At 39.4% G+C, this 26,979-nt stretch carries 18 protein-coding genes; 3 read left to right on the top strand and 15 right to left on the bottom strand.

The annotated features are described in order from the left end of the window. Nucleotides 1-77: 77 nt before the first annotated feature. From Q4534_RS03495 to Q4534_RS03485, 3 genes are all read right to left on the bottom strand, one after another. Entirely contained in the window at nt 78-1,943 is a 1,866-nt protein-coding gene (locus Q4534_RS03495; protein WP_303611783.1) for a 6-phosphogluconolactonase, read from the bottom strand. Nucleotides 1,944-1,952: 9 nt separating this feature from the next. Beyond that, nucleotides 1,953-3,419, bottom strand: coding sequence for a sodium:solute symporter family protein (locus Q4534_RS03490; protein ID WP_303611782.1), 1,467 nt, complete (start codon nt 3,417-3,419; stop codon nt 1,953-1,955). A 291-nt stretch (nt 3,420-3,710) separates the two neighbouring features. Beyond that, complete coding sequence (locus tag Q4534_RS03485; protein WP_303611781.1) at nt 3,711-4,904, bottom strand: Gfo/Idh/MocA family protein; 1,194 nt, start codon at nt 4,902-4,904, stop codon at nt 3,711-3,713. 735 nt (nt 4,905-5,639) lie between these two features. Between Q4534_RS03485 and Q4534_RS03480 the strand changes: the two genes are divergently transcribed. Next, nucleotides 5,640-6,695, top strand: a complete 1,056-nt coding sequence (locus tag Q4534_RS03480) for a LacI family DNA-binding transcriptional regulator (RefSeq protein WP_303611780.1) — start codon at nt 5,640-5,642, stop codon at nt 6,693-6,695. Between the two features lie 104 nt (nt 6,696-6,799). On the opposite strand, the gene Q4534_RS03475 is transcribed toward Q4534_RS03480, so the two are convergent. Beyond that, nucleotides 6,800-7,312: a VOC family protein gene (locus Q4534_RS03475; protein ID WP_303611779.1), complete on the bottom strand. Its 513-nt coding sequence runs from the start codon at nt 7,310-7,312 to the stop codon at nt 6,800-6,802. Between the two features lie 119 nt (nt 7,313-7,431). On the opposite strand from Q4534_RS03475, the gene Q4534_RS03470 reads away from it, so the two are divergent. Then, nucleotides 7,432-7,749, top strand: a complete 318-nt coding sequence (locus Q4534_RS03470) for a helix-turn-helix domain-containing protein (RefSeq protein ID WP_303611778.1) — start codon at nt 7,432-7,434, stop codon at nt 7,747-7,749. Between the two features lie 71 nt (nt 7,750-7,820). Here the strand turns inward: Q4534_RS03470 and Q4534_RS03465 are convergent, their stop codons facing one another. The 11 genes from Q4534_RS03465 to Q4534_RS03415 all read right to left on the bottom strand — a co-directional run bounded on the left by Q4534_RS03465 (nt 7,821) and on the right by Q4534_RS03415 (nt 24,030). After that, the gene (locus Q4534_RS03465) at nt 7,821-8,375 is read right to left on the bottom strand and encodes a DsrE family protein (RefSeq protein ID WP_303611777.1); all 555 of its coding nucleotides are present in this window, start codon (nt 8,373-8,375) and stop codon (nt 7,821-7,823) included. 374 nt (nt 8,376-8,749) lie between these two features. Continuing rightward, on the bottom strand, nt 8,750-9,985 hold the full coding sequence (locus Q4534_RS03460) for a polysaccharide deacetylase family protein (RefSeq protein ID WP_303611776.1): 1,236 nt from the start codon (nt 9,983-9,985) through the stop codon (nt 8,750-8,752). Nucleotides 9,986-9,997: 12 nt separating this feature from the next. Then, nucleotides 9,998-11,314: a neutral/alkaline non-lysosomal ceramidase N-terminal domain-containing protein gene (locus tag Q4534_RS03455; RefSeq protein WP_303611775.1), complete on the bottom strand. Its 1,317-nt coding sequence runs from the start codon at nt 11,312-11,314 to the stop codon at nt 9,998-10,000. 41 nt (nt 11,315-11,355) lie between these two features. Next, a complete protein-coding gene (locus Q4534_RS03450) occupies nt 11,356-12,735 on the bottom strand; it encodes a neutral/alkaline non-lysosomal ceramidase N-terminal domain-containing protein (protein ID WP_303611774.1) in 1,380 nt (459 codons plus the stop codon). A gap of 118 nt (nt 12,736-12,853) precedes the next feature. Then, nucleotides 12,854-15,907: a PVC-type heme-binding CxxCH protein gene (locus Q4534_RS03445; RefSeq protein ID WP_303611773.1), complete on the bottom strand. Its 3,054-nt coding sequence runs from the start codon at nt 15,905-15,907 to the stop codon at nt 12,854-12,856. Between the two features lie 504 nt (nt 15,908-16,411). Continuing rightward, nucleotides 16,412-17,986: an SLC5 family protein gene (locus Q4534_RS03440; protein WP_303611772.1), complete on the bottom strand. Its 1,575-nt coding sequence runs from the start codon at nt 17,984-17,986 to the stop codon at nt 16,412-16,414. A gap of 16 nt (nt 17,987-18,002) precedes the next feature. Then, a complete protein-coding gene (locus Q4534_RS03435) occupies nt 18,003-19,385 on the bottom strand; it encodes a hypothetical protein (RefSeq protein WP_303611771.1) in 1,383 nt (460 codons plus the stop codon). 13 nt (nt 19,386-19,398) lie between these two features. Continuing rightward, on the bottom strand, nt 19,399-20,172 hold the full coding sequence (locus Q4534_RS03430) for an SDR family NAD(P)-dependent oxidoreductase (RefSeq protein WP_303611770.1): 774 nt from the start codon (nt 20,170-20,172) through the stop codon (nt 19,399-19,401). 66 nt (nt 20,173-20,238) lie between these two features. Further along, the gene (locus tag Q4534_RS03425) at nt 20,239-21,570 is read right to left on the bottom strand and encodes an aspartate aminotransferase family protein (protein ID WP_303611769.1); all 1,332 of its coding nucleotides are present in this window, start codon (nt 21,568-21,570) and stop codon (nt 20,239-20,241) included. A 43-nt stretch (nt 21,571-21,613) separates the two neighbouring features. Next, entirely contained in the window at nt 21,614-22,840 is a 1,227-nt protein-coding gene (locus Q4534_RS03420; RefSeq protein WP_303611768.1) for a Gfo/Idh/MocA family protein, read from the bottom strand. A gap of 554 nt (nt 22,841-23,394) precedes the next feature. Continuing rightward, nucleotides 23,395-24,030: a GntR family transcriptional regulator gene (locus Q4534_RS03415; RefSeq protein ID WP_303611767.1), complete on the bottom strand. Its 636-nt coding sequence runs from the start codon at nt 24,028-24,030 to the stop codon at nt 23,395-23,397. Between the two features lie 420 nt (nt 24,031-24,450). Between Q4534_RS03415 and Q4534_RS03410 the strand changes: the two genes are divergently transcribed. Further along, the gene (locus tag Q4534_RS03410; protein ID WP_303611766.1) at nt 24,451-26,931 is read left to right on the top strand and encodes a DUF5686 and carboxypeptidase-like regulatory domain-containing protein; all 2,481 of its coding nucleotides are present in this window, start codon (nt 24,451-24,453) and stop codon (nt 26,929-26,931) included. Nucleotides 26,932-26,979 lie beyond the last annotated feature (48 nt).

Here is a 26,979-nt window from a genome sequence, read left to right as displayed (position 1 = left end):
TATAACCCGGATTATACAATACGTCTATATTACATAACCCAGGTTAAATTAAAAGAGGTCAGTTATTTCTTTACTGCTCAAACAACAACTTCATGCCCGCCTTTGTATACTTTTTTTATATGGACCTCATTCTCTTCAATCGTAAAAACTACCCAATCCTTGTTAACAGCTTTTTCTCCAAGCATGTATTTTAAAGGCAAAATTGATGCTTTTCTCCAAGCTTCAGACAAGGGCAAAAGCTTACTTTCAAGCAGGTAATTGATATTCTCCAATAAGTCTTTTCCGGCCCCTGCCAATAAGCCATTCGCTCCTTTCATAGACAGCCTCCCACTTTCTTCCAAAACTACCTTACCACCAATTGGCGACTCATACTCTCCCGGCTTCATACCGGCAAAACAAGTAGCATCACTTACAAGTAGGCATTCATCCCCTTTGGTACGAAAAGCTACCTTTAGAAATGAAGGAGGTAAATGAAATCCATCAGCAATCAAGCTTGCAGTAATCCCCTCCTGAGACATGAGCTCCCAGATGATATTGGGATGTCTTTGCAAGTTCAAGGGCACTCCATTACCCAGGTGGGTTGCCAGCGAAACACCTGCGTCCTTGGCCATCAGAATTTGGTCTCCTGTAGCCAAAGAATGCCCAATGGAAACTTTTATTCCACGCGCTTTACAAGTTCGGATAAACTCCTCGCTTCCTTCCAACTCGGGTGCAAGAGTGATCAATGCAATGGGCTTAATAGAAATCTCCTGCACTTGGTCTAAAAAAGCTAAAGAAGGTTTTCTTGTGAACTCTTCCGGGTGGGCCCCTTTAGCTCCGGGTTCACAAGAGATAAAGGGTCCTTCAAGGTGAATCCCGGCCACGCAAGCCTTTACAATGGGGTATTTATCACAAGCCTTATTAATAGTACCTACCAATTCTAAAATGGCCTCAAAGCTATTGGTTACTATGGTAGGATAAAAAGTAGTTACCCCCTTAGAAAGTAAGTACTTTGTAGCCTCCAAAATAGCTTCCGGTTTCGTTGCTGTGGTATTGAAATCAACTCCTTTTATACCATTAATCTGAATATCTACCAATCCCTCCCCAACATATTGATCCACTTCAAAATTACTTGGCAATTGCACACGGGTGTTTTCTTTGCTATGCACCAATACAGGAAGATTTCTTATTACATCCATGCCTATTAAGTTGGATATTTTATCTGCCTGTTGGATAGGAAATGGATCAGAATCCTGATCCAAATAAAGAGAACAATGTTCCGATTTTCTAAGAATAGTCCCGGGACATTGGGTGGATATTTCACCAAACAGGGTTTGGTAAACAGCAGCCCTCTTAGCAGCTCCGGGCACCACACAAATGAGGTGATCAGCATTAATGAGCGTGGGAATCGTCAATGACAAGGCTGTTTCAGGTACTTCGCTTAGCTGAGCAAAACAACCGTCATTTACTTGCTGTTGCCTACAAGGCGTTTCAAGTACAACCTCTTTCACCGTTTGCGGGTCCTGAAAATCAGCAACTGAGGGATCATTGAATGCAATATGGCCATTTTCACCAATGCCCAAGCAGACAATATCTATAGGGGCTTCATTTAGCAAGTCGGAATAACGTGCGACCTCCGCCTTTGGGTCGGCCTCACCATCTAGCAAGTGTACCTCCTTAAATGGTACTTGATCAAATAAATGCCTGCTTAAAAAATTGGAAAAAAGAGCAGGAGATTCTTTAGACAAACCAATATACTCGTCCATATGAAAAGCAATGATCCGCTCCCAGGGAATTGATTTACAAGAAGCCAAATAGTGCAACATCTCACTTTGAGATGGCGCTGCTGCAAATATTATCCTTAAATAATCTTTCTCCTTTAAGAGCGTGATTATTTTATCTTCTACAGCTTTGCCTGCTGCAATTCCCATTTCATTACGCGACTGATATATATTTAAATTCATATTGGTATTTTATTCTTTTTCTATAGACTGAAGCAATTTGGCAATTTTAGCAACATTTCTGTTGGTTTCAAAAAGGCCTATCACAATGTAGGTGATGGTCGAGCAAATTAAAGGCAAACTAATTTCCAGGGCTAAACTCAAGCCATCAATATTTTTGGTAACAATAAAAGCTATTAAACCCGCAACAATAGAGCCGATGGCTGCTACAGGACCGCTTTTTTTGAACATGGGAAGTAGGCCAAAAAGCATAGGGATGGCTATGGGGCCTACCAATGCACCAAACCAAGAAATGATTAAACCTAAAACCCCACCAAAATATTCGTATTGAAAGGCGATGATTATCGTAAGCAAGGTGAATACAAAGGTCGTCAACCTCGCCACGTACAGAGATGACTTTCCTTTCTTTATTTTAGTACTTAAATTGGGCAAAATATCCCTGGTGATCACTGCCGAAATGGTATTGATATCTGAGGAAGTCATGGACATGGTATTGGCAAATAAGGAAGCAATTACTAGCCCCACCAAACCTGAAGGGAGTAATAATAGGGTTAGCTCTCCATAGGACTTACTTGGATCAGCCAAATCCGGTAATAAGATTGGTGCCGCCCACATCGGGAAAAACAAGATCAATGGCCAAATAAGGTACAGTATCCCTGATAGACGAGCTGCTTTGGTGGCTGCTTTTTCATTTGGAGAAGATATATAGCGGGTTGCTAAGTTCCATTGCCCACCATTATAAGCTAGAAAATTAATCAACAAGAAGGCCAAAGCAAAACCTACCCCATAAGGCTCATTGAATAATTGGCCATTCTCAGGAGGAAGTTGATCCCATATTGTAAAAATCCCTTCAATCCCTCCAAGATGTTGTAACACCACCACAAACATGACCAGACCTGCAAGCAACTGAACAATGAATTGTGCAAAGTCCGTAATCACGACAGCCCATAAGCCACCGAAGGTAATGTACAATAGCGATATACCTCCTGAGATCAGCACACCAACAGGAAGGCTTACCCCAGTAAAAACATTGAGCAATAAGGCGATCGCCGCCCATTTTGCCCCTACATCAAAAAGTTTTAATAAAACACCACTCCATGCCATTACCTGTTGCGTCCACAAATTGTAACGCTTTTCCAAAAACTCCAAAGGAGATTGAATCTGGTATTTTTTTCTAAGCCTTACCCAATAAACTGGAAATATATGGGCACTAATCAATACGGCAATACCGATGGTTAAGGCCCACCAGCTGTATATAGAAAAACCATGAGTATAAGCTAAGGCCGCATAAGCTACAAAAACAGCCCCGGAATATCCGGAGACATGATGTGAAATCCCTGAAAGCCACCAAGGTAAATTTCCTCCGGCAACAAAGTAATCTTCAGCATCATCGTTTCTGAAATAAGCATAAACCCCAATGACGATCATAAGCAAGAAAAACAAACCTATGACAATCAGGTCTAATTCATTCAATTTCATTTTTGTATATTCTGTTTTAATTCGAGATTAACAATCCCTTCGATAAATATTTGATTAATTCAGCAGGCAAAATTGAACATGCAAACAGGCCTATTTGGAGTATATTTATGGTATAGTATAAAATATACGCTCTTATAAAACCTAAATACATTTCAGGTCCTCCTATAAGACGACAGCAGTTTACAAGGCCAACCCTCTTATTTTATTCCTTCGAAACCGGCATGAAGAAGAGGTGTTCAGCAGGCCGAAAAAGGAATAAACTTAACCTCATTTGTCAATAATGGAAAAGCATTAGGCTTTAGACCAATACTGAAATTTCTCTTCTTCCATGGCCTTGTTACCCAGGTGAACAGCCGTGGCCGTTTCTTTTCCTTGGTTGACATCGCAAAATGGTTGGCGGCCTTCCCTAATACAATCCACAAAATCCATCAAAGCATAAGAGGTGGGATCTAAATCTTTTCCATCTTTACTTTCAAACGCAATAGGCTGTGCATCATCTCCGGAGCCATTTTTAATAGTCGCACCTGATACGCCATCTACTGTTCCTAATTCCAGTTTTTTTGGTTCAGCATAGATAAATGCTTTATTCCTTAAAATCTCTACAGTTCCTTCAGTACCCAAAATATTTAGAGAATAGCCTTTGTAGGCGTTGGTTAAAATGGAACTGATATTTGAAATGATTCCTTTCGAATAATAATAGGTGGCGCGAACATGGTCAAAGTTTTCTCTACCGTCTTTCCAGTAGTCCAATGACCCTATTCCGGTAACTTTTTCAGGAGACGCTCCTACAAACCAATTGACAATATCTATTTGGTGTGCACAAAGCTCTGTCATTAACCCACCTGAATACTCCTTATACATTCTCCAGTTGATATGCCTTTCCATGGCAGGATCATTTACCGGTCTCCTCCAATCCTGATTGCTATGGTACTGACATTCGTATTGGGTTACTTGCCCACACCAGCCTTTATCGATTATTTCTTTTACTTTATGATAGAGTGCATAATACCTGTACTGGTGCCCCACTTGCAATATGGTAGAAGTGCCATTCACTCTATCCGCTAATTTTTCAGCTTCTTCTATGGAGTAGGTGATGGTTTTTTCTACATAAATATGCTTACCTGCATCAATTGCGTCCATTGCCATTGGAAAATGCAAAAACAATGGAGTAGCAATAATCACTGCCTCTATTTCGGATTGGTCAAGCAGTTCTCTATAATCAGCATATCCTTTTGCCCCCTTGTCTGCATGAGCTAGACCTTTGTCAAGGTTGGCCTTAATTGTATCACAACATGCCACAAGAGAAATCATTGGCAAATTTTTCATTAAAGTAGCCAAGCCCACTCCCCTACTTCCGCAACCAATCAACCCTACTTTTAGAGGGTTTTTCTCGTTTTTACCATATGAAAAAGGCGACAATGCAGAAAGACTTAGGCTAGATGCAGCCATGGCACTTGTTAATATAAATTTTCTTCGAGAGTTCATTCTATAGCTATAATATCGTTAACGTTACCGAATTAAAAATTAAAGAAACGAATTTTTTTTAAAAAATCTAAGTATCATCAAGATTTTCGTTAAATATCAACCTTGAAATAGGCTTTTTTTGAGTTCTATTTTTAAAATAGGTTCATTTAAAGCGGAAATTTAAAAAGGCAGCTCCTTTACAATGTTCAAAAGAATAACCAAACACTTCTCTAATTTTAATAACTCATTGTTATTATTTGGCCGGTACACTTTACAACAAAAGATCATTTTTCAGGCGGAGGACAGTTGTTCAAATATATAATTGACCAATTAAATTGTAGGATACAAATACTTGAAATAAAAGTCAAACCTCAACACCTATGTCTAAAGGTATACATGTCCGCAAAGGGAAATTAAACAATGCGACTTATCTTATCAAACAACTTATTTTCAACCCATTATACTTACACCAGTTCGAATTAATAGGGAATTTAATTGTCCAGATCCAAGATAAGTATAAATTGAGATGAGGCCGTATTAAAAAAGGAAGTTGCGCTTAATATTTGATTTAATGGCTAAAGGCATTCATTATTATGGATGGCAAAGCGAAGCTATTTCGAAATTATAGCCGTAAAACCAATTATTCTTTTAATTTTGGATGTCAATTCAATCAATTGTGAATAAGACCAATAGAATCTTCACTTCTTTTGGTAGAATAATATTACCAAAAGTAGGACATATTAGGATGGAATGCATATGAAAAAACAAAGTAGCCAAACGGGAGTAAAGGAAATAGCCAAACGAGGAAATGTATCTATTGCCACAGTAGACCGTGTGATCCACAATCGACCGGGGGTTTCTACAAAGACCAAGGCAAAAATAGAAGCAATTATTAAGGAGTTGAATTATCAACCCAACGTATTGGCCAGCAGATTATCTTCCGGAAAAGTATTTCATTTTGCAGTTCTTATTCCAAAATCCTCTGTTTACTCAGATTTCTGGGAAGCACCTTTAAAAGGAATAATGAAAGCCGAATCAGAGATTAAGCAATATGGAATAACCATAGAGAATTTTCTTTTCGATTTGACAAAGAAAGATTCATTTATACAGGCTACTGAAGAAATAAAAGAAAAAAATATTGACGGGGTATTGATGTCTCCTTCTTTCGTAAAAGAAGCAGACAATTTCTTTCTTTATTGCAAAGCCAATAATATTCCGGTGGTGTGTATTGATAGTAATATTGAAGCCCAAGGAAGCCTTTCTTATATAGGACCTCCTTTATTTGAAAGTGGTTATTTGGGAGGTAGTCTTTGTAAGTTAGGCCTCTCTGAAAACCCAAAAATACTAATCGTAAACATAGCCAAGCAAAAGAAAAGCTTCAATTTAGAGCAAATTGAAGCCGGTTTTAAAAAGTATTTTGCCAGTCCTCCAAACGAGGCAACCTGTGTTAATTTAAACATCCAAGACATCGATCAGGAATCTGTAGAATTACACCTCCAAAAGGCTTTTATACAAAACCCTGACATTGAAGCTATTTTTGTCACCAATTCCAGGGTCTTTGCTGTTGCAGAATACCTAAAAAAGAAAGCTTTAACCGATCTCATGCTTGTGGGTTATGATTTCCTTAAAGAAAACCAAAAGCACTTACAAGAAGGCACCATCAACTTCTTAATTTGTCATAAACCGGAAGAGCAAGGATACAAAGGCATTATGAGCTTGTACCACTCATTGGCTTTAAATCTTCCTGTAGAGAAAATCTATTATATGCCGATTGACATTGTAACCAAGGAAAACCAAAATTTTTACAGATAAAACACCAAAGGAAGCCTGAATTGGCTTCCTTTAGTGTTTTAATGTAATATAGAATTGCTTTAGAAGCAAGAGTTAACATAAACCATTCCTTCCCTCAACTTATACTATTTCGCATAGGCACCTGAAGAATAGGTCAGCTCATAGCTGTGGGTATAAATCTCAAAGACAATTCCAAAAGGGTCCTCCACATAACACATTTTAAAGGGTTTGTCATTTGGATAATATTCTTTAATCGGCATTCTTTGTTTGCCACCGTATGACAAAATCTTCTCGATTAATGCCTCTATATTGGGATCCTGAACACAAAAATGAAAAAGACCAGTATTGAAAGGATTAAACTCCGGGGCTTCTTTGACTCCATGAGGAAAGGAAAAAAGCTCTACACCAATACCATCAGAAGTTGACAAATGGGCAATCTCAAATTCTTCCCAACCCTCTCCAAATACCTCAATGCACATCTGCCCAATGGCAGTTTCCTTCTCTTTTTTCACAATTGATGGCTCCATTATCACATACCAGCCCATCACTTCTGAATAAAATTTCACAGCTTTCTTTATGTCCGGAACAGTAATTCCTATGTGTGAAAATGATTTTGGATAATCTTTACTTGTTGTCATAGCATATAATTTATTCTGCAAAATTGACCTATATTTACCTAAATAACAATAACTTACAAAAAAGTACCATACGTACCAAAAGGTGTGTTATATTGATTTTCAATGGATTAAATTAACAAATGAAAGAAAATAGTTACTGTCCACTCAATTATACCATGGACCTTATAGGGACAAAATGGAAACCCTTGGTTTTATTTCACCTTTTAAAGGGACCTTTGCGATCGGGGGTATTACAAAAAAAAGTACCGGGTATTTCCAATAAAATGTTCACGCAAACAGTGATGGCCTTGGAAAAAGATGGACTCATCGCTCGAAAAGTTTTCCCTGAAGTACCTCCAAAGGTGGAGTACTATTTAACAGAAAGAGGGAAGTCTCTTGAGGAAATATTAAGAAGCCTTGATATATGGGGCTTAGAAGATGCAAAAAAAATAAAATAAAAGGCAAGGAAGAATCTCCGCAAAAGGTGATCCTTCACTTACCTTCAACTTTGCTTAGGCCCTAGATTCAATTAAAATTTAATCATGGCATAATTATTCATTTGATACACCGTCAACACGGTCATTGCTGATAGCCCTACTTTCACTTGGGGCAATAAATCCTCCTTCTTGTACCCTCTGGAAGACATGGATTGACCGCATATATAAATACCTACTCCCATTTCAGATAGTGTTTCAATCAATTCTTTATTGGGATTGTCTACTTTATATTTTTCTTTATAAGCGGCAGAAGACAGGGCATCTTTTGTGGCCCCCCCATGCAAGACAAAAGCCAAATGAATATTTTCCACAGGTACTCCCGACCGTACATGCATATTATAATACCGATGCAAGCTTGAAATAATTGAATTCTGCTCACTTGGGTCTGTTTGCTTTCTTTCCACATCGAATATTGCTTTAAACTGTTGGCTGACATCTAGTGGGAAATCATCATTGTCAATGGAATAGACAGGTCCTAAATCATCGAAAACGGGTCCTGTGGTTGATTTAATAGTTTGCCCAAAAGATGAAATCGATGGAGCTATAAATAAAGTCAAGCATAATAATAAAGTAAATTTACTTCGCATTTTAAATGGATTGGATAAGTAATAGAATAGGAGATAATTTTCATGGCTTAGGGTTTTATGTTTTTTTAAACTTTGCTAAATCTCGTGATTTTAATTATCACCCAAAAATTCTTTCCATCAAAAAGCAGAGAAATTTTTATTTGCAAGTTAGCGCTTCTTTCACCTTTCAATTTATACTAGGCGCCAGTTTGCGCCTAGTTTAATCCCTCATTTATTTATCTTCAGGTAATCAAGCTTATTGACTTATAATATAAAGCACCTTTTAAACGATTGTTTGAATGACTTTTGCTCGTTTAGGGGATCTCTTCATGGATGAAATGGCCCCCCCCTGATTTTGGCATCATGTTCAATCATTAGCAAAACCAAAATCCGATTTACTTCTTGACCGGAACCAAAGTCAACGCTTTTAAATCCATTAAAGCTCCTTTATCGAACCCTTCTCCTGAGGCCACAATTATCCTATTAAAATCTTCATCCAGTAACAATTCCCCAACTTTAATCTTTTGGAATGTCTCCCAAGAACCTGAAGGTTTCACAACACCTTGCAAGGTTTGGTCACCTGAGGTTATTACAAAAGGTTTACCTGCTTCCTCATCCGAAACGGACCAATCCATCCATACTTCATAAGTACCTTTCTTTGGGAGATTCATGTCCCATTCTACCCTATCTTTGGCTGTAAACCAACCAAAAGCATTCCACTCAGGCATGTATTGAATATCAGGACCAATTCCTCTACCTTTCTCTGCAGTAAGGTAAACAGTTCCATTTGCTGCAGGCTTGGAAATTCCGGGAATATTTAGATTCCCCTCCATCTCTTCCCTTTTTTCTTTTACATATTTGGCAACGGTCCCTACCGGTGCGATCCAAACACCATTGGCAGGATCATTGGCATATTCACAGAGCTTTCTCAACATGCTCAGGTAGGTAGTTTGATTACCTTCCGTACCATTTTCATGACCTGCCAACACTAGCCATTGGCGATTTTCAGCAGCGGCTTCAATAATTGGTAAAATTTCTTCAAAGGACATATTGTCCATTTCCATACCTGTTAGTTGGGCCATATCAGCATAGTAAGGATCAACAGGGGCCTCATCTTTCCAACCTCTTCCTGAAAGGAACATCTCCGCAATCAAAGGCACATAACTTTGGGTTTCCTCTCCCTTGCCTACAAAGGAGAGGCCACAAGGATAAGCAAAGACTTCAGGTCTAACTCCCAATAATCGCTCAACCTCATCATTTGTAGCTGTCAATTCATTCCGCATGCGCTGTATAGTATAATCTTCCAAAGCTTTATTCCTAGACCAGACAAAATTACCGCTGCAAGGGTGATAAAGAGAGTGGTTACCAATCTCATGACCTGTTGCGACCACCATCTTCCAACCTTCTATATTCGGCTCCATACTTGCAGGCACCACATAAAAAGTAGCTTTTACTCCATATTCATTCAAAAGGGTAGCTCCAGGGTCCGGATTACTGGCCCTTGCATCATCAAAACTTAAGCTTATGGCCATATTTTTCCCTTCAGGCCATGGAAAATCCGGGTTTTGTGCATTTGCATTTAACACAAAGAATACTGCTAAGAGTGCGCTTACTGAAAATATTAATTTCATCTCAGGATTGATTTATTGTTTACTTTTTAATTCACTTTCTAAATAAGACAAAACTGCCTCACCAAACTTGGTACCTGCACTAGGAACATAGGGAGAAACTGTAGGCTCATATCCCTTGTATTGCCATTCTTCCTCTGTCAGCATATACCCAAGCCAGCCATTGGTATAGCCATAGTAAAAGGTATATGGAAATGGAGAACGCTCTCTAACTTCGTTTGATATTTCACAGAACAGCTCCAAGGGGCTTGCCCAAATGACAATTTTGTCATTGATGTTAATAAAACGGACGGGGACTTTGATGGTTTTAGCTGTACCTCCCTCATTTACAATATATTCATTTAAGGGTTCCGGCCACTTTAAACCTTCTTTCATTGGCGTGTAAAACACCATCTCTGAAGCAGAAAAAGAAACTTGATCCTCATAATTCAAAATATCATTATTGGCTGACAGGATTTTATCTCCAAGCAATCTTCTGAATTGGTTCATTCTTCCAGACCTGGCATTTGGATAAACACTATAAATTGGTGCAATATTTCCTGCTGCACCATTGATAAACATCAAGGGGGCACCGGTTTTTTCTTCTACATATTTTGACACTACACCTTGAACATCAGCACTAATAAGCAGGTTCTCACCACCCAACACGGTGCCATGAATGGCATAATTGGCCACTGTAGCCATTAAGCGATGGTCTTCTTGATGTACAATTTTCAAAATCCCAATTCTTCGATCTACAGGACCATCAGGATTCATCCCTAAAAAGGCTTTGTCATCAATGTCTCTGGCTCTTCGGTTGATATTGGCTGCTGAGTGCCCCCAGCCAACACCAAGGCTAGCCGGTGCCAATTCATTTATTCCTCTTTCAATTCCCGCCAATAGTTTGGTCGTCACAAGTTCAGTATAATTGGTATCAATCGGATGGGTGTAACGTTCCCCCATAAATGCTTCTGGAAGCCCGGGAGCTCCTACCTCGGGCGCAGAATGGGTATGTGTGACAGACCACCAAAAATTACTCTGAGGTATCCCAAATTGCTTTTCCACCAAATTTGCAACATGGTCATAGGTGGCTGGAGAAAGCACACAAATATCTGTGGAAACCAATGCAAAGGTGGACTCCCCATCATCTAATATTAAAATTTGATGGTAAATACTATCTAGAACCCCTTCCGATAACCTGGCCCCATATCCCAATAATTGTTTGGGAACTTTCGGTGTAATATTTTCTTTGACTATGGCCGCCCTAAAATCTCCGGCAAAAGTGGCCTTAACCGAAAACAGCAGTGTGAGAAAAAGTACCGTTAGGTAAGGCCCGATTCTAATTCTTTGCATTTTCTTACAGTTTTTTGTTTGCATGTTTTTGAGTAAATCCATTATTTACTTGATTTTGGTAATATGGAATAGATGCCATTCATTATTATTTCTTCCACGTCTTCAGTGAATTTGGAAGGCTTTTCATAACCAATCATCGCCGATTCTGCTTCGTATCCACCCTCTTTCAACACCCTAAGCGACGGAATATAACAGGGCATATCGTTGGCATAAGCATTTACCCACACCCGATCTTCTCCCAGTTCTTGCTTTAAGCGAATGGCATAATCTACCACTACTTCACCGGCAAGAAAGATCATAACCAAATCTTTTCCAAAATCCCAAACTTGAATGGGATAATTGATTTTCTCTGGTATATCGCCACTTCTTGCCATCCGTCCTAATAGTAAAAGGGAATAATTACTTGTCCTTCCTGCCCCTTTTGCATCTTCAGCCAACTTTTTAGGGTCTGGCATATTGGCAAAAGTGAGTTCTACATATTTCATTTTACCTTCAGGTAGTTGGCGTATATTTTTCCACGTTTCATCTGCCAACATACGATTTACCTCATCAGCAATCTGTTTCCTTTGGTCCTTGGCATATACCAAATCCATTTTAGGATTTTCATTGTTCATTCGAGGGGAAGAATTCTGATCTGCCCCACAACCAATTACAACCATAGCTATGGCTCCTTCAGGTAAATTTTCCTCCACCTGAAGTTGTGCTTCGCCTACCCAATCACCATGTACTACATTGTTTTTGGGCCCTAAGGTCACCGCATGACAGGCATAATTTAGCATTACTGCTTTGGTTTTACCATTAAGATCTGTGATTCGCATGACAGGCAAAGAATGATCTGAAACCCCATTCGGGTTAATGGAAGTCCGTCTATTTACCGCAAAATTAACCTCACCTTTGGCATGAGAAACCAAGGAAGGGGTAGCATTTTCAATAGCTTCTAAAGCTACGCCTTTTAATTTTGGCACTAATCCCATCGCATATAGGGAGATATCTGCCAATTCATCCGGGTCCAAGGGTTTATGAAAATGAGAAACAATGTTTCCAATTTGCGGTCCACTATGGGTATGGGCAGCACAAATTGAAAGATTGGCCGGTGATATGCCAATTTCTTTTGCAAGGGCATCCCTAACCCGTTCTGTAACCCTATGAGGTATTCCCAATAAGTCTACGGAAATAATAATATGGTACCCCTTCTTTTCATCACCGAAAGCCATTGCCTTGGCCCATAACTCATGTTGAACACCTTCAAATGGTATATCCCTACTTGAATAACCGGTTAACCTAACCGGCGTTTCAGGGGTAATAGACACACGCGCCAAACCTATATTTAATGGTTTTGGGGAAGCCCCAAAACCTACCAACTGAAAGACTGAAAAAACCAACAGCAAAAGCATCAATCGTTTATAGTTTATAAATATCATTTTATTCGATTATTTGAGTTATTTTTTTCCCAAGTCAGACCATAGGAATAGTTTTTAAACCATATTCAACAATAGAAGTCCTACTTACTTAACTGAGTGAAATATTGTTTTTAAAATCTTATTCAGCTTTTCGAATATAAGCCAACAAATCGGCCATTTCCTGAAGTGAAATACTTTGCTCAAGCCCCGTTGGCATGGCAGACATTTCAATTAATTTTAAAGATTTAATATTCGTCCTAGCAATGCTCTTATCTATACCACCTGCATTTCTAAGATTAATGGCCGTAGGCGTTTCAGAGGAAATAAGCCCTTGAAGCAACTCTCCACTTTGCAATTCTACTTCCCAAAGATCATATCCATCTGCAATGGATAAATTGGGGTTGAGAATATCACTCATGATACTTGCTGCACGTCTATTTTTAAGGGAAGAGAGATCGGGACCAAAGGCCATACCCTGTTCTTCTCCCATTTGATGACAAATCGCACAATTCTTCTGAAAAACAGTTGCTCCTTCAGCAATGCTCCCATTAAGGTCAAGAGCAGGTTGGTAATTGGCTATGATTTTCTCACTCTCTCCTTCCGGTCGGGTCAAAATGGCTCTGGCCCTCAATCTAAGTGCTTTATCTTTATTCGCCATCAAGCCTACACTTCTTCTCCATCCTATAGTTGCTTTTTGAACAACACCATCTTCAAGAGCAGTCAATAAAACAGCAATTCGTTCACCATTCATCATCATGGCACTAATGGCGGCATCTCTAAGTTCAGGGGTAAAACCATCCCATCGCTTGAGCACCAATTGAGAAAAAGAATCGTTTTCGGATTTACTTAAAGTACGGAAAGCAGCTAATTGAACTGGTAGCGGTTCACTAGGGTCAACCAAACTTACAAGCATATCATGAAATTGAGAAATATTGACCATGGACAAAAATCTTATCCCAATACTTCTTTCTTCCCCGCTCAATGATTTGTTCATGGCAATTGCCTTTGCCTTGGTCAGGGCTTCTTCTTTCCCACTTAGATTGTCCAAGCCTATACCCTCTAATACTTGGATGGCTGCACCTTTCAATTCTATGGAAGGATGTGCAAAAACACTTGAAGCCAAGAGATCTGCCGTAGCACGATGTGAACCTTCAGGTTTTTTGCTTTTTATCCCTTGGGCCAAACCTCGCAAAAGTGCCGGTTGCCAATTGTATTCATTACCTGCATTCTTTTGAGTGGCTCTTTGCACCATGTTAAAAATGGCTTTTTCATCCATACTTGCACCAACCATAGCCGCTAGTTTTTGAACCAATCCATTATAAGCTGGAGTAGCAGTATATTGATCCAAAACCGGGTCAATCAAGCGACTACTTTGAGAAAAAGGTGCTGAAAGCGCTGCCAATTGCACCCATTTGTCGTCAATATCTTTGAATAAAAGGTTTTTCCGTACCTCAAAAGCTGCCTCTGATTGAATGTAGCCCAAGCTAAGCATCAATTGAAACCTTACTTTTGGATCCGGGTCATCTTTTAATGCCAATAGCTGAGGTTCAATATCCGGAGAATTCATAATAAACAACTCAGAGAGTTTGACGGCATTTTCCCGAACCCCGGCAAGGGGGTCTTTTAAAGAACTAACCACGGTCTCTTGATCTAGAGCATCCATTCCCTGCAATGTCCACAAGGCATGGAGTCTGCCCAAGGGACTTTCTCCTGAGACTGCTAATTTTTTCAAGGCAGGAACTAAACTTTCAAGATTCTGATCCACAATAAGGCGCTGGGCATTCATCCTCCACCAAGCATTTTCATGAGACAAATGACTTAATAACTCCTTAGGAGAAGCTGTTGCCAAAGTCAATTTGTCTGACCAATCAATAGGGGAAGTCCCTTTAGGGGTCACCCTATAAATCCGCCCTTGGTCTGTCCCATTGTACAATGCTCCTGATTGCACCACTTCCTCGGCCATCCATTCAGGATGTTCAATAATCTGGCGATAATAATCAATTATATACAATGCCCCATCAGGTCCAACATAGGCATTTACCGGTCGAAACCAAGCATCTGTCGAAGCCAAGAATTCCTTGTCTTCATGCTCCCTTGAAGCTTTAAAACCTGTACCATCATCTTTCACAAAATCCACATGAACTAAATTACTGACCGGCTCTGAAACGAAGGTTGCCCTTTCATACCTGTCCGGAAAAGCCCCTCCCAAGTAGGCTGTAAGCCCACATGCAGATGTCATCACACCCAAATCTGTCAATAACTGGTGCTGAGGATTGATAGTTATAGGAAATACTTCTGCTCCACTGCCATGATCAGAAGAAGATTGTGTAACTCCCGTAATCACCAAATGAGGATTTCTATCTAAGTAATCTGCGGTTAATACTTCCTGTATTATATGATTGCTATTGTTCACTAAAAACCTATGGCCAAAAGCATCTGCAGTATGACCAAATTGGGTACGACTACTTAGCAATTCCAAATCATAGGTGTCCGGTTTAAACCGAATACTTCTACCCCCTGCATTTTGGGACAGCCTATTTACCTCCGGTTTATCAGGATAAAATACATCTGTTCCTTTATCCCCAAGTAAGTCTTCATAAATGGTCGTAGTAACCGCAGGCTCATGCCCCAAATAGATCCAGTTATTCAGTGCTAATTTAGGACTGTTTACATTGTGTTGGGGGTTAGAGAGAGCAAAGCCCGTTAATAGGGTTTGCTTGATATCTGCTTTTCCATCTCCATCGCTGTCTTCCAAATAGTAAACATTTGGTGGATCTGTAACAATAACTCCTTTTTTCCAACGCATGATCCCGGTAGGGACCACCAGATTATCTGCAAAAATGACACTTTCATCCATTATCCCGTCACCATCAGTATCTGACAAGCGTTTCACTTTCCCAGACCCACTGAGGTCTAATGGATAGCCATGCATTTCGACCACGTACATGGCCCCATGTTCATCTATTACCATATCTACAGGGTCTGCCACAAGTGGCTCCCCAGCAATCAGTTCAATTTGAAAGTCATCCTCTAAAACAAAAGTAGACAATGCATTTTCCAAAGATCTATCCTCAGTAATGGACTTTGGCTGGCAAGCGTAAAGCAATAGGGCAAAGCCTAATACAAAAACGGTGATACCTTGATGGTTATAAAAGCCTTTAATCACCGGAAAACTCAAATTCTTTGTTCGCATGTTAAATTTTAATTTATTCAATCTATTTCCTCTAAAGGAAAGCAGTAATCAACCCTAGTAATAAACTACAATTTGCACCCCTGAAAATCCATTTTTCACTTTTCATCTATTTATTGCTGATGTGATTATCAACACCAAATCAAGGGCAAAAAAAGAGGGATTAATAAAATCTGTAAAATGTGGGTTTTGATAAATTTATCAAAGAATTTACTATTTGCAAAACAGATTTTTATAAATGGAAATTAAAGTAAATGAACGATTAACAAAACGAACATTTGAGATTGAGCAATAAGCCCTTCAATTTTCCTTCACTTATGATAAATACTTTTCACTGAAAATGGAGAGCCCAATATTACCATCAGACCTAAATGTAGGAAACCAATTAAAACACAGCCGTCCCACTTCAAAAATCACCTCTTCATCAATCGCATAGACCAATAATATGCAATAGGTTTTCTATAATAAGATGTAGTTTTTTTGTTTATATAAGTTCAAGAAACCGTACTAAGCATATTTGATGTAGAAATACAAAACCATACCCATCACAATGGCCCACCAGATCAGTGGGTTTTTCCACCCTTTTTGTTGGCTTCTTTCACTTTTGGGTAGCGATAAGCTTTCTTTGGTCCAAATCAAACCTTCCAATTCTACTTCACTCTTTCTTTTGCTCATCAAACTGACCAATACACACAATAGCATACATGTCCAGAATACAATCCCTGTTCTGTTAAAAAATGGCATTTCCGGAAAGAAATACTCCACCAATAGCGACAAAGGAATAGTAAGCAGACCCGCCGACAAGGCCCCGGCATGGGTTGTTCCTTTCCAGAATATCCCCATCAAAAACATGGTGGCAATTCCTGGGGTAAACAAGCCATACGCATTTAACAGATAAATAAATATGGGTTTTTCAGAATAAAATACAAGGATACCGGTACACAAAATCCCAATCAAAATAACCAATACTCCAGTTATTCGACCAAATCGAATGGAGGCTGCTTCAGAAGCATTGGGACGAAAATACGGCAAATAAACATCTATTGTCAATATAGTCGTGCAAGAGTTTATGGCTCCTGATAAGTGCGACATAATTGCCGCTATTAGTCCTGCCATCACCAGCCCTACCAAACCTGTAGGAAGCAAGTGCTCAACCAGCATGGAAAAGAGCAAGTCTGGCTTTTCAAGGTCAGGGAATATTTTGGGTGCCACTATGGCGGGTATAATAATCAATAGGGGAATTAAAAACTTCAGGTAATCTGCGAAAATCACCCCCATCCGCGCATGCCATTCATTTTTTGCCGCCAGGGTTCTTTGAACGATAAACTGATTGGTTGCATTGTAAAAGATACTAATACAAAGTAATCCTCCCAAATACATGGTCCAGGGAAAATCAGGATCATTGGCCGGCAACATCAGCTCCCAATCCTTTGAAGATGCTACAATGGCCTCAAATCCACCTGATGCATCTATGGTAAAATAGGACAAAGCAACCATCCCTAGCACCAACACTGCTAGTTGTAGCATCTCGGTCCAAACGACCGCTCTTAAGCCTCCCAAAACAGTATAGATCCCTGTAAATACGGCCAAAAACAGAATACTAGCCAACATCGGTATTCCCAGCAAAGATTGCAGGGAAATGGCTCCCAGATAAAGTACTGCACTTATTTCTACAAAAATATAAGTCAAAAGCACCAAAATCGAATAGGTTGTCCTGGCTCCTCCACCAAACCTTTTTTGCAGAAACTCCGGCATAGTATAAAAGCCATTCCTTATATAAAAAGGTAAAAACACCCATAACAAGACATTAAAACCTACCAATATTGCCCCCCACTCTATTACAATAGCCACAAAACCTCTTTCATAAGCCACTCCCATCACTCCTACTAGGTGATGGCTACTAATATTGGCAGCAATAATACTTCCTCCTATCATCCACCATGGAAGTTTGTCACCAGCTAGAAAATAATCACGTTTACTTTCACCGGTACTTTTCCTGGAGGCATATAGCCCTAGACCTATTATTCCTACAATGTAGAGGATAAATATCCCTAGGTCTAAATTCGTAAAATTGGATTCCATATTGTTTTAAGACTAATCAGAATTTACTCTTCATTTTATTCAATACCTCTTGAACCAAAACTTCATAAGCTCCAGCCTCAAAAGGTGTTTGCCACACCGTGTACATGTCCTTGTCGTAATACTCCTTTGGTGGCAAATACCCAATATGGCCATTGACAATATTTCCCACGACTACCGGTAATGGTGAAAATTGTTTTCGAATGGTCTGCTGGAAAACTGAATACGCCTCATTGGGTTGCCCTACAAACAGGCAATCTCCCAATTGCCAATACCAAACCTTGACGGTTACTGTATTTCCATCTCCAATTGAACGCCTCACTCCTAGCTTGCGGATAAGCCGCTCCTTTAATACCGGATCCTCACATTCATTGATCGATTGCTTAAGTTCCCTGATAGATGGCCAAGGCTTTAATGGCAATACAATAGTGATCATTTCAGCCGACATTTTGCTTGCGGCAGGAATTGGCTTAGATTTCCAAATGGACAATGGAGCACCAGAAGCAACTGTTTCCTTGAAAAAAAGCGCTTCCCCGGGAGCTGACATGCTTTCAAGTACAGCCAGAGCGGAAAATGCCAATTGCCGACCATGCTTTTCTGCAAGCGCCACATTTCCTGAATATTGCTCTGCTGGAGCAAGGTCTCCAGAGGCTCCTTGAATGAACAAACTTGGAGCTCCAGTATTTTCTTTCATTACCTTTTTGAAAGTACCTGGAAAGTCTGGAGAAATTTTAAGGTTGTCCCAAGCTAAGGTGGTTGGGTGGCAAGCATAATTCACAATTGTACCCATTATCCCTCCAGCAGTATCCGTAATTCTCCCTACAAGTAAGGTATCATCGGCAGGTTTACTGGAATTGTAACCAACAAAATACTGATTACTTTCCGGCTCATAATAATCTCGGTTTTTGGCCAGATTACAGGTACCATATTCCCAAGCCAGTATTCCCGAAACTTTATTCCGTAGGCATTCCTTGATTAATTCTGTACATGTTTCCCTCAAGGTATCCAAGTAAGGAGCTATCAGTTCTCCACCGAGCTTGTCTTTGTCGCCCCTGTTAAGGTTGGGCCCTGCATGGGTATGAGAGAAACAAAACAAAAGTGAGGCCTCCTCCAGTCCTGTTTTTTCAAGGATAAAATTCCTAACATAGGCTTCATCCTCCATGTTTTTCCACCAGCCAAGATCTGCCGACAAAAAGACCATGGGTGAAGGGTTACTTTTAGTCTCAATGCTGATACAGGTAACCAATAATGGCTGATGAATACCTGTGGCCGTTGCCTGGGAAGAAGCTCCCCAGTTTTTATTATTGATACCAATAGGAGGGGTAATATCCCTTTGCCCTATTCCAAATTCTCCTTCAAAAGGCCTAATTAATTGTTTTTTCTTAGTATTAGCAGAACTCATATTGGAAAATAATTTAGGACAATAAGGACAATCCGCCATCCATAAGCAGGGTACTACCAGTCATGTTTTTATTGTCAAAATCACATAACCAGAGTACACTACTGGCAACTTCATCTGGGTGCATAATTCTTTTGACAGGTACTTTTTCTGTCGCTTTTAGCTTTGCTGATTCATTGCCGTCTAATACCTGTTTACTCAAACCCGCATCCACATAGCCGGGAGCAATTTCATTTACCAGAATATCGTTAGGAGCAAGTTCTAGTGCCAGGGATTTGGACAACATCCTTAATGCTGCTTTTGACACACTGTAAGTGGGAAGGTTTTGGTGTACAGTTTCTGCAGCCCAACTTCCCACGAAAACCAACCTTCCTGACACTTTGCCGTGGAGCAACTTTTCACTGGCAAATCTTGAAAGGTAAAATGCCCCATCAAGATTCACTTTCAATTCATTAGACCACTCCGTGGGACTAATATCCATGATTCCTTTTATGGTTACTGTGGCAGCATTTGGGATAATTATATCCAGGGCCCCCAGCTCTTCAGTTGCCCGTTCAACCCATTGCTTCACTTGGTCAGGGTCTCGTACATCTACACGGTCATAAAAAACCTTCACTTCAGGATTTAAAAGATTTAGGCTAGCCAAAAACGCTTGTGCTTCATCGTTTTCTTTCACATCTCCCAAAGCCACATTCGCTCCCTTCAGAACAAAAGCTTTTACTATGGACCTACCAATATCCCCAAGGGCACCGCTAATGATCACACAATGGTTTTTAAATGAACCAGGCATATTATTTTATATTTTTTTGAAAACCCATTCCTCAGTACACCTGAATAAATAAGTCTGAATTCAGACCTATTTATTCATAAGTTTTTTCACTACTTTCTCAGTTTTATCCAGCGTTTCGGTGATGTCTTTTTCGGTGTGAGCAAAGGAAATGCTACCTTGTTTGATAGGCAAAGGGAAATTATAGACACCTTCATGAATGAGTTCATTTCTATAGGCTTTGTCCCACTCAAAATCATGATTCAACACAATGTCATGGAAATCTACTGGAGCATGGTCCATAAAGTAAACACAATAAGCCGATTTAATGCGTGCCACTTTAAAAGGCTTGTCATAACGATTAAAGATATCAATCAAACCTTTTTCCAATAATTCCCCCATGTTTTCCAGATGGTCATAAACCGCAAATTCCGGTGAAGACAATTTTTTCAAAGTAGCAATAGCAGCAGCATCTGTAAAGGGATGGGCATTAAAAGTCCCAGCAATCAATACTCTTTTTCCTTTCTCAGGGTGGTTAAAGTAATCCATGTACTTCTTCTTTCCTCCAATCACACCTATTGGGTAACCATTGGCCACAGCCTTACCAAAGGAACTTAAATCTGGGGTTATTCCACAAATGCTTTGATAACCACCTAAAGCATGGCGAAAACCTGTTTTCACTTCATCAAAAATCAAAAGAAAACCTTTCTCATCTGCCATTTCACGAAGCCCCTTGAGGTAATTCTCATTTGGTTTTACAATTCCAATGTTTTGTAAAATCGGTTCGAGAATTATACAGGCTACCGGATATTTTTCAACCACATAAGCTATTGATTCCAGATCATTGAAATTGACTACGTGAATCAGGTCTTTATGGCCTTGTGGAATCCCTGCTGACAATGAATCATAAAGATACTCTCCCGGTGAAACCCTAGGCCCTATATCTTCCAGACTACTCATTACATTTGCAGAGACATCATTGTGCCAGCCATTGTAACCTCCCTGAATGATAATGACATGGTCTTTTTCAGTAACTGCTCTTGAAATTCGAATGGCATGATAAGTAGCTTCTGAACCGGTACAGGTCACTTGAATGCTCTCAACAGTAGGCACACATGCGCAAAACAAGGCTGCCAACTCCCCTTCGTGGGTAGTAGGCCCGGCACCCATCAACACCTCATGGTTATCCATGGATTTTTTTACTGCTCCATTGATATCCGGATCATTGTGGCCCAAAAAAGCCGAAGCGAAGCCTGCTTGATAATCGATGTATTCATTCCCATCAATATCCCAAATTCTACTGCCTTTACCCTTGGTAAAAGCAATATTAGGGTCTGATTTACGATTTAAAGAAACAACACCTCCGGGGATCCATTTCTCGTTTGTATTAAGTAACGCTTTTGATTTTGGCCAATTATTCATAATACTAAATTGAATTATTAAGTACACCCACTAAGGATGTCAATTATATGTCAAATGTTGGGATCTTCATGTTCTCCCCTCCCCTTAATGCCGACTGATGGGCAACTATACCAGGAGCAGTATAAGCCAATGCTTCATGTATGTTTACCAATGGCTGTCTCTCGTTAATTACTGATTCCACAAATTCGTGGGTGATAAAGGTATGTGAACCATCATGTCCACTATTGTGTCTCATTAACTTAGGCAAAGCATCCGTATCCCACCAATCTTGCTGTTGGTAATCCTCTTTTTCTGCTCGCTTAAACAAAAATCCTGCATCATCTCTTCCCAATTCTTCAGAAGCATTGATTTTCACTTCATCAAGCCCATGTGGATCTCTTGCATACAAACTCATTTTATCTCCATGCCACTCTCCCCTTTCTGTCCCCATCAAAGCTCCTCTCCAACATACAGACATCCTGCTGGCATTGCCTTTATTGGTTTTGAAGAGCGCAGTTTCATTCCAGAATGGATTGTTATAAGGGTTACCTTTCAAAGCTTCACTATCATCTCCCCAACCAAGACAACTTACGTCCGTAAATCGCTCTCCTGTAACAGAAATATGGTAAGCCGTACAGTGGGTAGGATACATCATTGGGGCCATACCATGTCTCCATGTAGGCTTTCCATCCTCATAAAAAAGCACCTCAAGACCTGGGTGATGATAATCGGCTTCTACCCTGAATATATTGCCAAATTTCCCTTCATTATAATATTTCCGTGCTGAAATGACCACTTGATGGTAAGCACTTGTTTCAGCCATCATATAGGTCAGACCTGTTTTATTAACAGCATTCCTAAGTCTTTCACAATCTTCTAGACTCATCGCAGCCGGCACTGCACATAACACATGCTTGCCCGCATTCAAACAAGCAAGTACATGCTCAGCATGATCAGGTACTGGAGTAGCTACGAATACCGCTTCTACTTTTGGATCTTTAATTAATTGCTCCAGAGAGTCATAACTTTTGGAACAGTTATACACTTCCATCAACTTTTCTCTCCGGTCTTTTCGTAAATCACTAACCGCCTCCACTACGCAATTGGGATGCTCATGAAAGAAAAAGCTAGCGCCAAATCTACCTCCCACAACGGCCATTCTTAATTTTCTATCACTTTTGGGTTGGCCTGCAAAGGCAAACCTAGGACTCACTACCATTGAGGCACCTAGCATTCCTGCTGTTTTCAAAAAATTTCTTCTTTGTTTTCCCGACAATGAATTTGATTTCATAGTTATAATAAAATTTAATAATGATAATTCTGTACGATTGATAATTCCCCAATCAGGCAACTGGATTCATTCAATGGTCACCAAACCTGAGGTAATACTTTGGATTTTGAATTAAGACAAGCCCCAATGCTGATGTATACAACTTATTTTTACCACAACTTTTTTCACATTTCAAATCTGCTTAGCTTAATTAACAAGTTTAAAATAATATACGATGTCAACTTAGCCAGACACAATAAAACCTCGCTATAATCAAGTTGTAATTAAAAATAATTTGTTTACCAAAAATATACTTTTTTGTTTACATAAAAAACATAATCATGTAAATACGAGGACAAAATAAAGCGGAAATAAAATATCAACTCTATTTCAATCGAAATACACACTATTTATTTTCAGACAGTTAGACCAGTGACTTCAATTCACCTAATAAATATCACTCTGGTAAAATGACATCCCGTGAAATTCAATTAAAAAATACTTTTTTCTCGTAATCACTAAGTTGCTACCCCCTATTAGATCCTGCAAGTTCATCTTGCTCTCAACACCAAAAATCACAAATCTAAAGAAGCCATTTCACCTCTAAGCAAATGCTTCTTTAGCTTTTCTTCAGCTTCATTAAAGTCTTTATTTTTAAGGGCAGCCACGATCTCTCTGTGCTCTTCATCTGTATGTTCATAATCACTCATATGAACCTGGGTTTGTCCCAATTTCTGGTGAAAAAGTGGGATATTGCTCATTTGATAAATCTGCTTTAGTCTCGCATTACCAGACAGTTCAATCATTTTCTCATGAAACCTCACATCTGCTTCACAGGCCCCTTCAAAATACTCACGCTTATACATTGTTGTAAAATCATCGCATATTTCTTCCAGGATGGCAATGTCTTTCTGATCCTGTTTTTGAAAAATCAATCGCAATGCGCCCAACTCGATAATTTCTCTTACCTCACGGATCTCCTTGACATCTTCAGGTCTTAGGCTTTTGACAAAATAACCACCCTTCTTCCCAAATACCACCAAGTTTTCCCCCAACAAACGATTCAACGCTTCTCTTACCGCCATTCTATTTACATTCAGATGAGTCGCCCAATAATCTTCTTTTAGGCGAACACCGGATACCAGGTGATTGGACAATATTTTCCTTCTAAGTTCTGAATAAACCTTGAAGGAAAGTGATTCATTTTTCATTATTGAGGTATTAAGTTCACAATACGACCTCAAAATAACACAAAATACACGAGAATCGTTATTTTTATACTCGACAAATTATTTTTGTTTACATTTTAAAATAGTTTTTGATAGAGAAAATCAGAAAACTAAAGTACCTGAGAGCTTAATAAATCTGAGATTAATACCAATTTGTCAAATTAAGTCGCCCATTATTTCCGATTCCTTTACCCACTATAGATTCCTCACACTCCCACTCCCTAACTCTGGTTCAATACCTTTTGAAAACTATTTAGTTGCATTTTTTTCAGGTTTCGCTAATAAAAAGCACAGCAATAATTTAAAATTTTATTCTTCAATTCAGAACTTTTACCGACTAATTTCGATTAACAACCTATGGTAAATTCTTTTTAGCCAAAGGAAATAATTAACTTCTGAAATTTGAAAACAAGATTTTTATTTTTAATACTTGCCCTGGTTGCATCCCTTCCTTCTTTCGGACAATTGGTGGTGAAAGGCAAAATCACCGATGCTGAGACAGGTGATCCTATTCCCTTTGCATCTGTACTCCTACAAGGTACTAGCACCGGTATTTCTACTGATTTTGAAGGTAATTATTTGTTAGAAAGCAACAATAGGGCAGACAGCTTGGAAGTCACTTATATCGGCTATAATTCACAAACGAAAGTCATTGGGCCCGGTAAGGAACAAACCATCAATTTTCAACTCCGTCCATCGGATTATGAATTGGAGGCCTTTGTGTTTACAGCAGGTGAAAACCCTGCTTTTGACATTATTAGGAAGGCCGTGGACAAAAGAAAGCGTTTTGACAAAAGAAAGCTTGATGCCTATCAAACAAAAAATTATACCAAAATAGAAATTGATATTGACCATGTTTCTGAGGCATTTACTAAAAGAAAGGCAGTAAAAAAAGTCACCGCTGTATTGGATTCCATCAAGCAACTGACCAATGATGAAGGTGAAAAAATCTTGCCTGTCTTTTTCTCTGAGACCCTTTCTTCTTTTTACTTTAGAAACAATCCTGAATTAAAGAAGGAAGTGGTTGAAAAATCGAAGATTACAGGTGTTGGCATAACAGATGGTGCCACCGTCTCCCAAATCACAGGAGCTGCTTTTCAGGAGTATAATTTTTACCGAAATTGGATAAGCATCTTGGAAAAAGAATTTGTATCCCCCATTGCTGATGGTTGGAAAGGATTCTATGATTATGACCTTCTAGATTCAACTAAAATTGGTGATGATTCTGTTTATGTTTTACAAGTTTATCCACTAAGAACTCAAGATTTGGCTTTTACGGGCACCATTTGGATCAATAAAAACACGTATGCCTTAAAGCAAGTCGACCTGACCATTCCTAAAGAAGCCAATCTCAATTTTATAGAAAGAATTAAAATTCAACAAGAGCTTACACCTACAGAGCCCGGCGCGCTTATCCCTTCTAAAACCAGGGTCCAAGTTAAAATAGGGCAGATAACCCCTAAAACCGCCGGTCTGTTGGCCAAGTTTTACACTTCTGTTGATAGTATTCAAACAGGTAATCCCAAACCTACCTCCTTTTTTAATCAGGCTGTAGTGCTTCAACCTGACTTTGACGTTGAAGGAGAAGATTTTTGGAATAAAAACCGTCGAGATCCCCTTAGTGAGGAAGAACTGGCTGTTTTACAGATGGTAGATACCTTGAAAAAAATCCCCGTTATCCGGTTTTATTCGGAAAGCTTAAAATTTCTGGCAAGTGGTTATTTACCTATAGGGAAATTAGATGTAGGACCTTGGCCCGGTTTCTTCAATTACAATAATGTTGAAGGGATACGCGTAGGCGCAGGTCTCCGAACAAATTTAAAGTTTAGCGATAAATGGAAAATTGAAGGCTATGCTGCTTATGGATTTTTGGACAAGCGGCTGAAATACTCCGGATCAATTACCAAGATTATGGATAGAGAAAGGTGGACAACAGTAAAAATCTCTACTCAGAAGGAAATTGATCAGGTAGGCTTGGAAATGGAAAGTCTGGAAGGGAACAGCATTTTCTTGGCTGCTAGCCGATTTGGAACATTCAGGAAACCTTTCATTTCCACCAATTACAGACTGGACATAAAACGAGAATTGTTCAAAGGGTTTACCATAATGGGAAGCATCAAATCAAACCATTTTGACCCATTGTTTAATTTTTATTACTTAGACGATGGAGCTTCGGAGCTAAAGTCAACATTCAAAACAACTGAAGGTAAAATAGGGCTTCGCTATGGAAGGGATGAAACTTTTATTATTAATGACAATGACAGAATATCTCTGGGACCAGCGAAATGGCCTATTTTTGCCATCAACTACAGCAAAGGCTTTCAATGGCTCAGGGGAGAATACAATTATTCTAAGCTGAATATTTCCATTTCTCAGAAGCTAAACATGGGCATGTTGGGGATTTCAAGGTATGAGGCGGCAGCAGGAAAAGTCTATGGAGAGGTGCCCTACCCCGTACTGGAAAACCACCTGGGCAATGAAACTCTTTTCTATACATCGGCAGCCTTCAATACCATGAACTTCAATGAATTTACATCTGATCAATATTTCAGCTTTCGATACCGGCACTTTTTTGAAGGTTTTTTATTGAATAAAATCCCTTTAATTAGAAAATTAAAATGGAGGGCAGTCGCGAATGCAAATCTATTGTTTGGATCAGTAAGTGATGCAAACCTTTCTCGCGTCCCTGTAATGGATCCGGAAGGTTTTCCTTTGCAAACTTATGGAAGCTTAGATCCTGAGACACCCTTCTTGGAATTAGGCTATGGTATAGAGAATATTTTCAAATTCTTTAGGGTGGATTTCTTCCACAGAATGACCTATTTGGATGAACCTTCAGTCAAACCCTTTGCGGTTAAAATAAGTGCGCAAATTATCTTTTAAACCTTATATAAGTCCTTCCTTGTTTAATATGGAATAATACTTGATACA

This window comes from Cyclobacterium sp. 1_MG-2023 (assembly GCF_030546805.1).
Taxonomy (GTDB): Bacteria; Bacteroidota; Bacteroidia; order Cytophagales; family Cyclobacteriaceae; genus Cyclobacterium.
Note: the sequence above shows the minus strand (reverse complement) of the source record. Positions and strands in the feature narration are given on the sequence as shown.